We start from the raw sequence: 15002 nt of genomic DNA, 5'->3' as shown, positions 1-15002 counted from the left end.
AACTGATTAAGGTTTTCGCCTTGCGTTGACACGCTGTTCGAATGCATAGGCATAGCCAATTAGTTTAGGTTCAGTAAATGCTTTCCCAGAAAAAGTGATTCCGAATGGTTCACCTGCTTCGGAATAGGCAGCCGGTACAGTAACTGAAGGATATCCCGCAGCTGCGCCAAAACTGCATCCGTGATTTTGGGGAAATACCAGTGCTTGAACGTTGTGTTCATCCAACGCTTTTCCAAGTGCAATGTCACCTGCAAGATGACGATTTCTCAGTAGCGCCTCTATATAAGCTCGTTCTGTCAGTGTTCCGCTTGTTCGCTCCACTTTTTCCAGCATCACTTGACCAAATTTTAACGTTTCTTCTGCATGTTCATTGTTGAAGTCGATAATATCGGACAATGTACGAATCGAATTTGTAACAGGAGTTTTCCCAAGATACGAATTCAAGGTCGCTTTGAATTCATAGAGTAGCACATTATAACCAAGATCATTTTCCATTGTACCCAGATCCATATCATCTATGATTACGGCACCTGCAGCTTCAAGTTCTTTGAGAGCAGCATTAAAAAGGATTAAACGTTCAGTCGATGCCTCTCGTTCAAAAATAGTACGTGCCACGCCTAGACGAACACCTTCAAGCGCTCTTGTATTGAGAGTAGCTATCCAGTCTACCCCTTCTAAACGAGATGCCCCTGCTGTAACGGGGTCTTCTGGGTCTGAGCCAATTAGCAGACTAAACGTAATTGCTGCATCTTGCACAGTCCTCGCCATTGGTCCTGGAGTGTCTTGTGTACACGACAAAGGTATCACCCCTGTACGGCTGATTGTTCCTACAGTCGGTTTAATGCCAACGAGCGAGTTCTGCGCTGATGGATTAATGATTGATCCCGATGTCTCCGTACCAATAGCCACAACTGCCATATTTGTAGCAATTCCTGCACAAGCTCCCGAGCTCGATCCTCCGACACAGAATATTCCATAGGGATTATTTACTTGTCCTCCGCGCGAGCTCCAACCGTTCGTCATCCGGTCGGACATGAAATTCGCCCACTCTGTCATATTTGTCTTACCGAGAATAACGGCTCCCGCATCACGTAATTTCTTAACAAGAAAAGCATCTTCAGCAGCATAAAAATCCTTTAGCGCAAGTGACCCGCAGCTCGTGTGCATCATGTCATTAGTCCCCATATTGTCTTTCAATAATATCGGAATTCCATGAAGAAGCGAACGTGCCCCTTTTTCCAATCGCTCTAAGTCAAGTTCTCTGGCAATCTGTACAGCTTGCGGATTCAATTCGAGGACTGCATTTATATTTTTATTCCTATATGAAATTATGTCAATATACATAAAAGTAAGCTCTTCAGCTGATAACTCTCCGCTGCTCATCTTCGCCTGCATAGCAGAAATTGTTGCTTCATCTAGCCACTTGCTTTGAAGTTTTTTCAACTTGTCATCTAACATCTTATCCTCCTCCAATCCATATCTTGTAACACTAGTTTACCTCAACTGGATTAAGATAAGACATTATCCCAAAAAATAGCCTGCTTATGGACTTGTTCGAGCCGGTACGATATTATTCAGTACCTATTATATGCTTTCATAAGTGCATAGAGTGAGAGTTCGTATAGTTGTTTTCCATGTAGTTTAAAAACTCCACTTTTCACTAGTCTCTGAATGATTTTCTCTTTCTTTACATCCATCTGTGTTTCTTCTGTCTTTCTCATGCTGTTTGTTCCTCCTTGAAGTTGAATCAACAACTTCAATTCCCCTAATGACCTTATTTCAAACATAAAAACCGCTAATTTTTCACATCAGCCAGCATATATGTGATAATTAGAATAGCAATTGGATGGAGATAATTTCTGTCCTACTCATGGAGGGATTTAGATTGACAATTTTCTTAACAGGTTCTACTGGTTTTCTTGGAGGTAAATTACTAAATAACTTACTCGAGACGACTGATCATACATTATTTGTACTTGTACGGGATATGGAAAAAGCTGAACGACTTATTGCGGGACTTTCAGGAAATGCCGCTAGTAGAATCCAGCTTTTAAATGGCGATATTACACAACCGCTATTCGGACTCTCTGACGATGTTATTCAAGAACTGAAAGGCAAAGTAGATCTTTTTTATCACATCGCAGCTCTCGTAAAATTCGATGAGGAATTACGTGAAGAGCTCTTTGCAGTCAATTACGGTGGTACAAAAAACGCACTCGAACTTGCAAAGCTATTTGAAGTAAATCAATTTATTTATATCAGCACGGCTTATACAGTCGGGAAACGCACGCACGGTATAGAATCGCTTTATCCAATAGATGCGAACATTCATAACCCATACGAGGAGAGCAAAGTGAAATCAGAACATCTTGCCCTTTCCTATTCCGATTATATGGATGTATCCATATTCCGACCTTCAATTATTGTTGGTGACTCAGAAACAGGCGAAGCTGATTCCGAGTTCACGCTTTACGGTTTTATGAGAGCACTTGATGTGTTCAAGCGTCGTATCGCTAGATCTCCTGACAAGGCTAATACTATTTATCGTGTCGTCGGGAGTAAAAGTGCAACATCGAACCTTGTTCCTGTAAATTACGTCGCTGACATTTTGGCGTTGGCTGCAAGTAAAGCAGAAGCCGGCAAGGTTTACAACATCACGAACCCCTCGCCAGCGACGAATTACGATCTTTTATCGCTCATCAAAAACGCACTTGATTTCCATCAATTAGAAATCATCGAGAGCGCAGAACCAGGAATGCTGACACCTGACGAAGAAAGGCTGAACGGCATGATTAGCGTATTCTACGCCTACTTATCCCGTTCATTCGATTTCGATGATAGCAACACACAGCAACTTATTGAAGGAACTGAAGTTAGGCATTTGGATATGGACGAACAAACTACAAAGTTAATCATTGAAGCTTACTTTGCTGTTTAGAAATTCATTTCACTAAAATATGAAAGGGACGAATACCGTTATGGTTTCGTCCCTTTTTATATGCAAAGAATCTCTAATAAAAAGTTTCACTCTCCATACTCGTGGTGTCTGTATTTTCAATGTAAATGATTCGACAAAATAATGTGCGATTATGTTATGCCTTGAATCTAAGGACAAGTACTTAAATTTAGTTTTAATAGCTGAAATAACTAGGAAAATTAGTGTTCTGTTCTGTTCTGTTCAGATTCTATTTTCCAAATTACGTGCAGTCGGACTCTTTTCAACATCCTTATTTTCTTTAAAGGTTCCTAACGATTTGTCGAATGAAGTATGTGTGACGCCGAACCAGTAATTCTCGTTTTTAAAGTGATGCAAAAGATGATGCTTCTTAATATTTTTCCCCATTTTCGTACGAGGTTGTATCGGCTTATGAGCGATGTAATGTTTCCATTCATAAAAGAGGAAGTAAGCCACCAAGCCCGTCGCGTATGCTGCTGTCATACTCACGCTCCCCGTTATTGAGAAAACAATAAGCCCATAAATGATAAATCCCGGAATGCTGAACCATATCGGTAAAAATAATAATTTTAAATCATCCGGATCAATATGATGATCATAGTGTAATCGTTTTATCATCTTCAGCATGAACGGATTTTCCGGAGTTTTAATGTGAAATAAAAACCGGTGCACCATATATTCACTGGTTGCATACGTCAGCATTCCCGCACCTAAAGCAACCCACGTCCAAAGATGGAATATATGTGGCACGGTTAAAGAAACACAAATTACCAAAATAAGTATCATAACAGTGATGTCAGGGAAAGTTCCAAATTCCTTTAGATATTTCTTCATTACAATCATCCCCCTTTCTCGTAATTATATATCGATAATTCCGATAACTCAACAGTATAAACATCATTCAGTTTCAAAATAATTATCCCATAATTTTTTAAATCGATAGTAATTTTTATCATTTTAATCCTAGACTTCCATTATTGGTCATATGTACATTATTGCAGTTTTCCTATGAGTTAAAAATTCCAGCAGAATGAAACTTTGTCTAAGTCTTCTATCTGATTTAACTTGTTTGTGATACCATGATAGAAATGCTGTAACTACCTAACTGTTCGTATTAATCTAAATAATCAAGTCGGTTGAGGAGGGATTATATGAGCCGTAAAAATGATATTTTTTATTATATTGAAAAAGTAAAGAGTACCGTTTCTGCTAACGAAGTAGCAGAACATCTTCAACTTGATCGTTCAAATGTCAGTAGATATTTAAATGAACTTCACAGAGATGGTTTAATCGAAAAAACAAGCGGGAAACCAACACTCTATTTTTATAAGGAGTTATCACCAACCCCTAAACAGGCAGAGCCAAATCATGATGCTTTTTATCAATTAATCGGTGCGGAAGGAAGCTTGAGAATTTCCGTGCAACAAGCAAAAGCCGCGATCCATTACCCACCTAGGGGGTTGCACACTTTAATTCTAGGTAAAACGGGCACGGGAAAGTCCTTTTTCGCAAAAATCATGTATAACTATTCAGTTGAATCGCAAAGCATTGAAGAGAAGGCCCCTTTCGTTCAATTCAATTGTGCGGATTATGCTCAAAATCCCCAGCTGTTGTTCGGACATATTTTTGGAGTTAAAAAAGGTGCTTTTACTGGGGCCACGGAAAACCGGATAGGATTAATAGAAAAAGCTGACAAAGGTGTCTTATTTTTGGACGAAATCCATCGGTTGTCTCCTGAAGGGCAAGAAATGCTATTTACATTCATCGATAAAGGGGAATTTCGAAGCTTAGGAGATAGTGAAGTAACGAAGACCGCTTCTGTCCAAATCATCGGGGCTACGACGGAATCTCCGGAATCTTTTTTGCTTGAAACTTTCACAAGAAGGATTCCAATGACGATAACATTGCCCTCCCTAGAGGAACGGCAATTTGAGGAGCGTTATCATCTAATCGAACACTTTCTTATCCAGGAATCAGGATCTTTGAACGAAACCATCTACGTCGAAAGGCATGCACTAACCGCATTTTTGCTTTATCATACGACTGCTAATATCGGTCAATTACAGCGTGATTTAAAACTTGCTTGTGCAAAATCTTTTTTACATTATATATCAAATCAAACATCAAACATCCTAATTCGGCAGAACGATCTATCAATCCATGTTCAAAAAGGGTTACTCGACGTTAAACAATATCGAGAAAAAATGGATAGACTCATTGATACGGAAAAGAAAGTTTTCACTTTTTCCCATAAAGCTGAAAGTAATGACCATGTTGACCAACAACACGAGGAAAGTCTTTATCAAAACATGGAGAATAAGTTAAAACAGCTCCATGAAGAGGGAAAGAACGATAAAGAGATTCAAACAGAGCTACTTGTTGATTTCAATGAATATTTTAATGAGTACATTGATCATTTACCACAAGTCGGTTTAAAAGAAATGGTCATTAACCAAATTTTAGAAATCACTGATAAAGTTTACAACTTTGCAGAACTAGAATTAAATCGTTCCTTTAAGAAAAAAATGAAATTTGCTTTTGCACTTCATCTACAAAGAACGATTGAGCGAATCGAACAGAACAACTCGATCTCTCATCCCAATTTAAATAAGATCCATAAAAAATATCCAAAAGAATTCAAAGTCGCTATTGAAATCGCACAAATGATAGGTAATGAAGTAGGAGTAGAAATTCCACTAGACGAAATCGGGTTTATTACTATGTTTTTAGTGCCAGAAATCGAGGAAAACATGTACACACAAGAACACAAAGTCGTCATTATCGTCGTGATGCACGGAAACTCGACTGCATCCAGTATGTTGACGACTGTTCAAGATTTATTAGGCGTTCGTCTCGGAAAGGCTTTTGATATGCCACTTTCAATGGATGCAAGGGATATGTATGAACTTGTCAAAAGTGCAATTCATGATCTGAAACCCACAAAAGGAGTCTTATTCCTTGTAGATATGGGCTCGCTTTCTTCCTTTGGCCATATGATTTTTGAAGAGATGGGCATTAAAACAAAAACTGTATCAATGGCAAGTACACCTGTAGTGATGGAAGCGATTCGCAAAGCTTCATTAGGAAGAAGCTTGGAAGATATCTTTCATAGCAGTAAGCAATTACTTGAACATCAGTTCAGTTCGTCGGCATCCCTGCCGAAACCATCCAAAAAGGCCATCGTTACAGCTTGTTTCACAGGCGATGGTGTCGCTAAAAAGATTAAAGAACAGTTACAAAAAATCGTTAAAGGAAAAAATATTGAACTTATTTCTTTGCAATTTCTCCATCGCCAATCTTTCACTGAAAAAATCGAACAATTACTAGAGGAATATAACATATTAGCAATTGCTGGAACTGTACAATTCGAATACTTCAATATACCTTACTTTTCGCCCACTGAAATTTTCCAAGATCATCATTTAAAAAGATTAGAAAATGTAATTGGTAATCATGAGCCCTATAGCGAGATGGTAGAGGCACTTGAAAATCACTTTAAAATGATTCCCTCTGTCTCTCGTTTGATACAACTTTTGCAAAAAACTGTAATTAAACTCGAATTACAATTAGGCGTCACATTAGATACTGGGGTCGATACTGGCATAATCCTTCATTTAGCTTTTCTTATTGAAAACATGAGATTAAATCAACCAGCACGACCATTTCTGAATCCCGAAAAATTTTATCAAGAACATGTAGATAAGCTCACAATTGTGAAAACTACCTTACACAGTTTAGAGACCGAATATGATATCACCTTTGCGGGAAGTGAACAGATGCATATTTATAAAATGTTCATAGAAAACAATCGTATCTCAACATAAGTACCCTAAAAAGTGAGGTGTGTGAAAGTTTACACACCTCACTTTTATGTGTGTAATCAAAAAACCGCAAAAAGACAGCGTTTACATGAAAATAAGTTGGCACGCTTCTTGCATATTAAACAGGCGTACAAGTAAATATAGTGCTATCGATATTTACTTGAATCATAAAAATAGGAAATGGGGAGAAATAGACAGTGAAAACCATCATGCTCGTTTGTTCAGCAGGAATGTCTACTAGCTTACTAGTGACAAAAATGGAGGCGGCAGCAAAGGCCCAGGGTCTGGATGTTAAAATTTTTGCAGTTTCGGAAGCAGAGTCTGCTAGACACTTCGATACAATTGACGTTCTACTATTAGGACCGCAAGTGCGTTATCTGAAAAAGAAAATCGAAAAAGCAGTTGAAGGAAAAAACATCCCAGTTCAAGTAATCGAAAGTATCGATTACGGCACAATGAATGGCGAATCCGTTCTTGCAAAGGGGCTCGCACTGCTATAAACATATGCTGCTAGCTTTTCCAAAGGTAAAAAGATCGTATGGGGAGTTATTCAGAGGACTATCGAATTTCTGATCTTTTGTCTAAATTAACGTAATACTAAATAAAAATCCGTTCTTTCTTAATTCTAAGAGAGAATAAAAGGGGATAAAACAATGAACGGAAAAATGGATAAGTTTATGGAAATTGGTGGCCGCATTGGAGCTCAACGTCACCTAGCTGCTATTCGTGATGGCTTCGTTGTTATCATGCCATTAATGATTTTAGGTTCGATGGTTACTCTTTTCAACAATTTGCCGATTGAGGCATACCAGAACTTTATGGGAATGATTTTTGGCGGTGATACATGGAAACAATTCGGTGGTGCCGTTTGGACAGGGACATTCGCAATCGTTTCGTTACTTACCGCCTTCACAATTTCCTATCAACTTGCCCGTTCATACGATAAGGATGGTCTGTCAGCCGGGATTGTCTCTTTTGCTTCTTTAATAGCGATTACAACACCCATTGCGGAGGGCTCAGGATTGCCATTAGTTTGGGCCGGATCACAAGGTTTATTTATTGCTATTATTATAGCAATCGTTTCAACTGAAATTTTCACTAGATTACTTGGCAATAAGAGGCTCGTAATGAAGATGCCTCCGAGCGTTCCGCCAGCGGTTTCAAAATCATTTGCAGCTTTATTTCCAGCAATGATTGCAATAAGTATATTTGGCCTTATTAAAGTATTCACTATAGTAGCGGGCATGCCTGATATCCATCAAGCGTTCTTCAATGCATTACAGGAGCCAGTATCCAAATTGGCGAACACACCTGTCTCGGCCGTTGTGATTGCATTAATCATCCATGTTCTTTGGTTCTTCGGACTTCATGGCGGAAATGTAATGGAGCCGGTTATGCAAGCTGTTTATTTACCTGCAATTGAAGCAAATATAAAAGCACTTGAAGCAGGAATAGAAATTCCTTATATCGTGACAAAGCCATTCTTTGACGCCTTTATGTATTTAGGGGGTACAGGTGCAACACTTGGTTTGATTATTGCAATATTCATTGCAGGTCGTCGCCATAAACATTATCGCAATATATCTGGATTAAGCGCGGGACCTAGTATATTTAATATTAATGAGCCAATTCTATTTGGTTTCCCGATTGTGTTAAATCCATTGTTAATCATCCCCTTTATTTTAACGCCTGTTGTTCTGGTAATATTTAGTTATATTATGATTGCAACTGGAATTGTTCCAAAAACGGTTAACCTGATTCCGTGGACCACGCCGCCTGTTATTGGAGGATTTTTAGCAACAGGGTCTTGGAAAGGGGCTGTATTGGCCGGTGTGAACTTAGTCATTTCAATAGTGATATATCTACCATTTGTTAAAGTTGCAGAAAGAATTGAAGTGAAAAAACTTCAAGAAGAATTAGCATCACAAAAGGAGGTTGCATCTCATCAACAAGCTGAAGCTTCGTCACAACAAGATGTACCAACATTACAACCAGAAGAAAAACCATTATTCTCTAGCAGGAAGTAGTGAACAGTTATGAGCATAGAAGAGCAAATCATGCAGATCATTCTTTATAGCGGGAACGCAAAAAGCACTGCCTTTGAGGCAATTCAAGCTGCAAAGGCAAACAATTTCGAACAAGCTAATGAGCTAATTGAAAGAGCAAATGAAGAAATGAGTAGTGCGCATCGTGTCCAAACATATTTAATACAGTCAGAAATTCGTGGCGAGAAAGTGGAAACTTCCCTACTGCTAATTCATGCACAAGATCATCTTATGAATGCTATTACATTTAAAGATCTTGCAGGTGAATTTATAGCATTATACGAGACTATGAGTGCTGCCCAAAAACCTGAACAATAGAATTACCCTTTGGGAGGAATTCAGTTACTTTACTGATTGCTCCCTTCTCTTCTTTTTGACTATGAAATTCATACAAATACTATAGATATCGGAGGGATCAACTATGAAAATCGCTGTAATCGGGGGTGGCAGTAGCTATACACCTGAACTAATCGAAGGTATTATTCTTCGGGCGACTGAAATAAAAGTAGATGAAATCGTTTTGGTTGATATTGAAGCAGGGAAAGAAAAACTTGAAATTGTTGGTTCTCTTGCAGAGAGAATGATAAAAAAAAGCGGCCTTCCCATCACCATTGTACTTACCTTTGATCGTATTAAAGCAATTACAAATGCAGATTTTGTATTAACACAATTTCGAGTCGGCGGTCTTGATGCAAGGGCAAATGATGAACGTATCCCACTTAAATACGATGTGATTGGTCAAGAAACTGTCGGGCCTGGAGGATTTGCAAAAGCCCTTCGTACGATTCCCGTCATCCTAGAGATTTGTAAGGAAATTGAACAATACTCAAATGATGCCTGGTTGATTAACTTTACCAACCCAGCAGGAATGGTAACAGAAGCAATTCATAAGTACACAACTGTCAAAGCTATTGGTCTCTGTAATGTGCCCATTAATATGAAACAAATGACTGCAACTATTTTAGAAGTTGATCGGGATAACCTAAACATGTCCTTCGCCGGATTAAACCATCTTGTCTATGCAACAAAGGTATTCGTCAACGGTGAAGATAAAATGAGTGCACTCATCGAGCGTATCGCTGAGGGCCGCAATATGAATATGCGCAACATTCATGATGCACCTTGGGATAAAGAGTTTTTGCAAGCGATAAACGCTTTGCCATGCCCCTATCATCGTTATTACTACATGATGGATGAAATGTTGATTGAAGAAAAAGAAGCTGCAGAACTCAGAGGGACGCGTGCTGAACAGGTGAAGGTCATAGAAAAGGGATTATTTGAAACCTATAAGAATCCCAATTTAGACGTCAAACCGAAAGAATTGGAAGAACGAGGCGGTTCACTTTATTCAGAAGCTGCCATCTCTCTAATTGCATCTATTGTTACCAATGACCATGCCATTCATACGGTGAACGTCCCCAATAATGGAACTATTACAGATCTCCCGGATGATGTTGTGATAGAAGTGTCTTGTGTTGTCAATAGTGAGGGACCACAGCCTATTCAAGTTGGTAAATTACCTCCTGAATTGAACGGCTTAATCCAACAGATAAAAGCATTTGAACAATTAACAATCGAAGCTGCTGTGACAGGAAATAAGCATAAAGCGTTGCTTGCCTTAACAACTAATCCATTTGTCCCCTCCAGTAAGGTCGCTAAGTTATTGCTAGATGAGTTACTGGAAGTCAACCAAGCCTATTTACCACAGTTTTTAATGAAGGAGCCAGTGTAAATGAGAAAACTCGGAATTTCAATTTATCCACAATACGGGACAGAAAAAGAACTCCTCAACTACATGGAAAAGGCTAGCTTCTATGGTTTCACACGCATGTTCACCTGTTTAATGTCTGCAACAAATGAACAAGATACCCAACAACTCCAAACTCTATTAAAAAAGGCAAATGAACTCGGATTTGAAGTAATTGCGGATGTCAGTCCATCCGTTTTCGAAGATAAAAATCTTTCCTATAAAGATTTATCGTATTTCAAGGAACTCGGCCTATCCGGGCTAAGGCTTGACCTCGGTTTTTCAGGATTAGAAGAAAGCGTCATGTCTTTCAATGACTATGGGCTTTCCATTGAATTGAATATGAGTCAAGGAACGAAATACCTTGAAAACATTCTTTCCTACCAACCGAACAAACAACAAATAATTGGTTGCCACAATTTTTACCCTCGACGCTATACAGGTCTCTCAAGAGAGCATTTCCTCAAATGCTCTGCCCAATATAAAGAAAACGGCATACGTACAGCAGCAATGATTTCTTCAAGAGACGCAGCGTTTGGACCATGGCCAGTTCAAGAGGGCCTTCCTACACTTGAAGAACATCGCTATTTACCAATTGATGTTCAAGCTAAGGATTTCTTTCAAACAAATTTAATCGATGATTTGATAATCGGTAATGCTTTTGCTTCAGACGAAGAGTTGAAAAGTTTATCAGTACTCAACCGCTATTTAATAGAATTAAAGGTGGACTTTAAAGAACAAACTACACAGATGGAGAAGGAAATTGTGTTAAAAAATCCACACTTCAACCGTGGAGATGTTTCCGCATATGTTATCCGTTCTACGCAAAGTCGTATTCTCTATCAACAACATGACTTCCCTGCTCACGATACAGATGCAATCACGCGTGGAAGTGTCACGATCGATAACTCTGGTTATGAGCGTTACAAAGGCGAACTCCATGTTGCCCTCTCTCCTATGGAGAACAGTGGAAACACAAACATTATCGCAACAGTTGACAAAGAGGAACAGTTTTTACTAGATCAGATTCAACCTTGGCAAAAATTTAAGCTAATCGAAAAGTAATCTTTAGCGGTGTCAGGCACTGATTTCTCCAAGTCTGACACCGTTTTTTCACAAGCACTATCTGATAGTATTTAACTATTTTATCCTACAGGGAAAAAGTCTGGAGTGAAAATAATGCTTATTAAAAATTCTTTATTCATAAAACTAATAACTGTTCATAGTGTCCTTTTATTAATCGTCGGAGGAGCTGCCTCTCTTTTTGCACAATGGGAAGGTTTACTTCTTACCTATTTAGCGATTGGCATACTTGTGATTTTGAGCATACTGGCATTCTATTTAATTTTCGCGAAAACATTTACTTTATTGGCTCAAACAGCGTTAGAGGCATCATCGCTATCCAAGATAGATTGTTTAAATACTACGGATGATATCGAAAAGCTACATCTAGTCATTCATAGCCTTTCAAATAACACTGAGGTGCTTTTCCGACAGGTGAGTGATGCGAGTATGCATGTCATATTGTCTGCAGGAGAGCTTACAGCCATTTCCGAAGAAACCTCAGCCAGTAGTGTTGATATTAACAGCGCCATCCTTGGCATCTCCCACGAAGTCTTGCATCAGGTCACAGATATGGAAATCGTCAGTGAACGAGTAAAGATGATGAACGAATCGATTGATATGATGAATCAACAAAATCAGATCATTAGACAAGTGACAACAAATTCAGAAGTAGCAACACAAAAAGGAGCAAAGATAGTTGCTCAGCTTAAACAATCCAATGAAGAATCTTTACACGCTTCAGATCAAATTAGTGTAAGTATTTCAGCATTATATAATAAAACATTGGATATTTCCCGGATAACTGAAACGATCAAAAGTATTTCCTCAGAAACGAATTTATTGGCACTAAACGCAAGCATAGAAGCAGCAAGGGCAGGCGAGCATGGGAAGGGATTTGCTGTTGTTGCGAGCGAAGTACGTAAATTAGCGGAGCAGTCGAATACTTCGACACAACAAATTCAAAAAATGATTGCTAGCATTGAACACGAAACAGAAAAGACTGTCCTAACAATGACCGAAACCATTGCCCATTCTAAACAACTTGACGAGTCCGTAAAAGCAACGGAAAAAGAATTTATCGCCATTCGCCAAGCCGTTACACAAACCATTGAAGCAATCGATACCTTAAATGATGAACTAAAAAAAGTGACTGAACAAAATCAGACGATAACGATTGCTATACAAAACTCATCCCGTGTTTCTCAGCAAACCGCAACATCCGTAGAAAATATTACTTCATCCATAAAAAAACAAAACAATATGATTGCCATGATTGCAGAGTCCGCCGGCAGTCTAAGCCAAATTAGCATGCAGTTAGATTCGATAGTGGAATCTTAAAAGACCCCAACACTAAAACAATCCCCTATACGTTTCGTATAGGGGATTGTTTTACCATGTACTATTTTTATATTTACGGTAGTAATTAATCTGTCTAGCGAATAAATACAGCTTCCGCTTGAAATTATGATCTTTTTTATAAAACAAAGGATTGCCATACTTCCCTGCTCGAAGCAATGCTTTCACATCTTTAAGTACTTCTTGGTTAGATACAAATTTCTTTAGTACGATTTTAGGTACGACAGTGAATAGGAATTTTTCATTTAGTAGCGTCAGCTCTTTCTGTTGACCATGGATGACATCATCGACCAAGTACTTTGCCATATTATGCCCGCAAGCAGTGATATAGTAACTCGACCGTCCTTGTCGTATATTCACTTCAAACACTTTGAACTTACCATCCCGCTCGTCATACTTCAAATCAAAGTTCGCGTAGCCGACGTAGTTCAGTGCTTCAAGGAAGCCTTTGAGTTTCAACATAATTTCTTCATTATATCGAGTAATGAGCGCTGTATAATTACCTATTGCAGTGACGGTATGCTCTTGTAGCACAACTTGAGCAAACGTAATCAGTTCAGCTTTCCCTTGGCTGTTCATATAGAACACTGAATCCCACATGTATGTATCGTCCCCTGGAATATAATCCTGGATAATGAGGTCCTCTTGATAGCCGCTCGCTTTTATTTTTTCAATAACTTTCTGGACTTCATCGTAGGAATCAACCTTATACACTTTTTCCATGCCTGTAAACGGATTCTTATAATACTCGACTCCATTGCTTGGCTTGATAATGATTGGGAACATTACCTTTTCTGAGAAAGGATTTTCATCCCGACAAGAATAGTAATATGTCGCTGGAGCTTCGATGCCGTGTTCAGCACATAACTTATAGAAATTCGATTTTACGAGCACATCGTTCATAAGTGGTTCTGAAATATAATTAAATACGAAATGACTTTTCAGCTCGTCCGCATTTTCAATAATCATCCGGACGTAAAGATCATTCGTTCCAATGAGCAACATTTTTTTCCCCGGTTCAGCATACTTCACTGCAACCTCTTTCAAGAAGCTTACGAATATTTGTTTTTCAGGAAGTTTAGGATTGAGTTCTATGGTCTTTATAATTGAACTTAAACTAGTAAATGATAAAGGTTCTTTTCCTACTAGAATTGGTTTGATGCCATACTCCTCATGGAATGAAATCGCCATGTTGTATGCATTCATGTCTGTCCCGATAATGATTGGTATGAAATTATTATTTGTCATTTTATCCTCCAACTATCTTTTCTACTCATAAGTGTATGGCTCTTGATTTTCAATGTCAAGAAAGCCAATTATGAGTTTCCAAATTAGAAAATCCAGTCTCCACCATTTAGGCTGATACTGGATTTCTTTTTGTACTATTGCACATCTGTTGATCAACCAAAAATAACCAGTAAGTAACGTAATTCCCCGCCGGCCACTATTTGTATAGTTGCGCTTTTGGAACGCTTTGGATTTGGATGACTTCTAGTACGATTACCGAGGTGTCATATATTTGTCCTCCATCCGTCGCGCTTCAAATGATTAAGTACACAGAGTACTTAAGATTTTTGGGACGAAAGAATAGCTGGCTTCTTACCGGGAGAAAAGCCGCCAAAGATACAATTTTGGCGGCTGATGCTTTCTCTATGGTTTTTTCTTATTTATTTTAAAGATGTGTCACTTTCTATAAGACATCACATGATTAAATGCATAATCTCTGCTAAAAGTAAGCAAGGAACACATTGTACAATACTGCAAGAGTGCCCGAAATTGTATCTTCGGGCACTTACACTTTCCATAGAATGTCATCTATTCTTTTCTTTCAAAGCAACAGAATTTTTCACTTGAACATTGTAGGAACGCAACAGGCAACGATTCGTAACAGTATTAATGAAAAAGAGTGTGGCTAGAAGTGACGGAGTCACTTCTAGCCACACTCGGACCCACAGTAAATCTGTCATGAATAGTTAGCCGAAAGCAGTCCGAAAATAGCCCAGTTAAAATGG

At 38.6% G+C, this 15002-nt stretch carries 12 protein-coding genes; 8 read left to right on the top strand and 4 right to left on the bottom strand.

Annotation, left to right across the window (positions count from 1 at the left end):
* Positions 1-6: 6 nt before the first annotated feature.
* Both FQ087_RS20430 and FQ087_RS20425 read right to left on the bottom strand, forming a co-directional pair.
* On the bottom strand, positions 7-1458 hold the full coding sequence (locus FQ087_RS20430; RefSeq protein ID WP_149582445.1) for an amidase family protein: 1452 nt from the start codon (positions 1456-1458) through the stop codon (positions 7-9).
* A 116-nt stretch (positions 1459-1574) separates the two neighbouring features.
* Positions 1575-1721, bottom strand: coding sequence for a Fur-regulated basic protein FbpA (locus FQ087_RS20425; RefSeq protein ID WP_149582444.1), 147 nt, complete (start codon positions 1719-1721; stop codon positions 1575-1577).
* 164 nt (positions 1722-1885) lie between these two features.
* Between FQ087_RS20425 and FQ087_RS20420 the strand changes: the two genes are divergently transcribed.
* Positions 1886-2938 (top strand): SDR family oxidoreductase, encoded by a 1053-nt coding sequence (locus FQ087_RS20420; protein WP_149582443.1) that lies wholly within the window; start codon positions 1886-1888, stop codon positions 2936-2938.
* 240 nt (positions 2939-3178) lie between these two features.
* On the opposite strand, the gene FQ087_RS20415 is transcribed toward FQ087_RS20420, so the two are convergent.
* Positions 3179-3790 (bottom strand): sterol desaturase family protein, encoded by a 612-nt coding sequence (locus FQ087_RS20415; RefSeq protein WP_149582442.1) that lies wholly within the window; start codon positions 3788-3790, stop codon positions 3179-3181.
* A 317-nt stretch (positions 3791-4107) separates the two neighbouring features.
* On the opposite strand from FQ087_RS20415, the gene FQ087_RS20410 reads away from it, so the two are divergent.
* The 7 genes from FQ087_RS20410 to FQ087_RS20380 all read left to right on the top strand — a co-directional run bounded on the left by FQ087_RS20410 (position 4108) and on the right by FQ087_RS20380 (position 12972).
* The gene (locus FQ087_RS20410) at positions 4108-6780 is read left to right on the top strand and encodes a sigma-54-dependent transcriptional regulator (protein ID WP_149582441.1); all 2673 of its coding nucleotides are present in this window, start codon (positions 4108-4110) and stop codon (positions 6778-6780) included.
* Between the two features lie 194 nt (positions 6781-6974).
* Complete coding sequence (locus FQ087_RS20405; RefSeq protein ID WP_149582440.1) at positions 6975-7277, top strand: PTS sugar transporter subunit IIB; 303 nt, start codon at positions 6975-6977, stop codon at positions 7275-7277.
* Positions 7278-7430: 153 nt separating this feature from the next.
* On the top strand, positions 7431-8804 hold the full coding sequence (locus tag FQ087_RS20400; protein WP_149582439.1) for a PTS sugar transporter subunit IIC: 1374 nt from the start codon (positions 7431-7433) through the stop codon (positions 8802-8804).
* Between the two features lie 9 nt (positions 8805-8813).
* Positions 8814-9140 (top strand): PTS lactose/cellobiose transporter subunit IIA, encoded by a 327-nt coding sequence (locus FQ087_RS20395; protein ID WP_149582438.1) that lies wholly within the window; start codon positions 8814-8816, stop codon positions 9138-9140.
* A gap of 103 nt (positions 9141-9243) precedes the next feature.
* Positions 9244-10554 carry a 6-phospho-beta-glucosidase gene (locus FQ087_RS20390; RefSeq protein ID WP_149582437.1) on the top strand — a complete coding sequence of 437 codons (1311 nt, stop codon included), beginning with the start codon at positions 9244-9246 and terminating at the stop codon, positions 10552-10554.
* On the top strand, positions 10555-11634 hold the full coding sequence (locus tag FQ087_RS20385) for a DUF871 domain-containing protein (protein ID WP_149582436.1): 1080 nt from the start codon (positions 10555-10557) through the stop codon (positions 11632-11634).
* A 114-nt stretch (positions 11635-11748) separates the two neighbouring features.
* Complete coding sequence (locus FQ087_RS20380; protein ID WP_149582435.1) at positions 11749-12972, top strand: methyl-accepting chemotaxis protein; 1224 nt, start codon at positions 11749-11751, stop codon at positions 12970-12972.
* Between the two features lie 51 nt (positions 12973-13023).
* On the opposite strand, the gene FQ087_RS20375 is transcribed toward FQ087_RS20380, so the two are convergent.
* Positions 13024-14238, bottom strand: coding sequence for a carboxylate--amine ligase (locus tag FQ087_RS20375; protein WP_149582434.1), 1215 nt, complete (start codon positions 14236-14238; stop codon positions 13024-13026).
* Between the last annotated feature and the right edge of the window lie 764 nt (positions 14239-15002).

The organism is Sporosarcina sp. ANT_H38 (assembly GCF_008369195.1).
In the GTDB taxonomy this organism is placed as follows: Bacteria; Bacillota; Bacilli; order Bacillales_A; family Planococcaceae; genus Sporosarcina.
The sequence above is the reverse complement of the archived record's forward strand: the minus strand, read 5'-3'. Positions and strand labels throughout refer to the sequence as shown.

What these genes read in the sequence shown, in the direction of transcription:
- FQ087_RS20380 (WP_149582435.1), top strand. Translation starts at nt 11,749, where the DNA reads ATGCTTATTAAAAATTCTTTATTCATAAAACTAATAACTGTTCATAGT.
- FQ087_RS20400 (WP_149582439.1), top strand. Translation starts at nt 7,431, where the DNA reads ATGAACGGAAAAATGGATAAGTTTATGGAAATTGGTGGCCGCATTGGA.
- FQ087_RS20430 (WP_149582445.1), bottom strand. Translation starts at nt 1,458, where the DNA reads ATGTTAGATGACAAGTTGAAAAAACTTCAAAGCAAGTGGCTAGATGAA.
- FQ087_RS20395 (WP_149582438.1), top strand. Translation starts at nt 8,814, where the DNA reads ATGAGCATAGAAGAGCAAATCATGCAGATCATTCTTTATAGCGGGAAC.
- FQ087_RS20390 (WP_149582437.1), top strand. Translation starts at nt 9,244, where the DNA reads ATGAAAATCGCTGTAATCGGGGGTGGCAGTAGCTATACACCTGAACTA.
- FQ087_RS20415 (WP_149582442.1), bottom strand. Translation starts at nt 3,790, where the DNA reads ATGAAGAAATATCTAAAGGAATTTGGAACTTTCCCTGACATCACTGTT.
- FQ087_RS20410 (WP_149582441.1), top strand. Translation starts at nt 4,108, where the DNA reads ATGAGCCGTAAAAATGATATTTTTTATTATATTGAAAAAGTAAAGAGT.
- FQ087_RS20425 (WP_149582444.1), bottom strand. Translation starts at nt 1,721, where the DNA reads ATGAGAAAGACAGAAGAAACACAGATGGATGTAAAGAAAGAGAAAATC.
- FQ087_RS20385 (WP_149582436.1), top strand. Translation starts at nt 10,555, where the DNA reads ATGAGAAAACTCGGAATTTCAATTTATCCACAATACGGGACAGAAAAA.
- FQ087_RS20375 (WP_149582434.1), bottom strand. Translation starts at nt 14,238, where the DNA reads ATGACAAATAATAATTTCATACCAATCATTATCGGGACAGACATGAAT.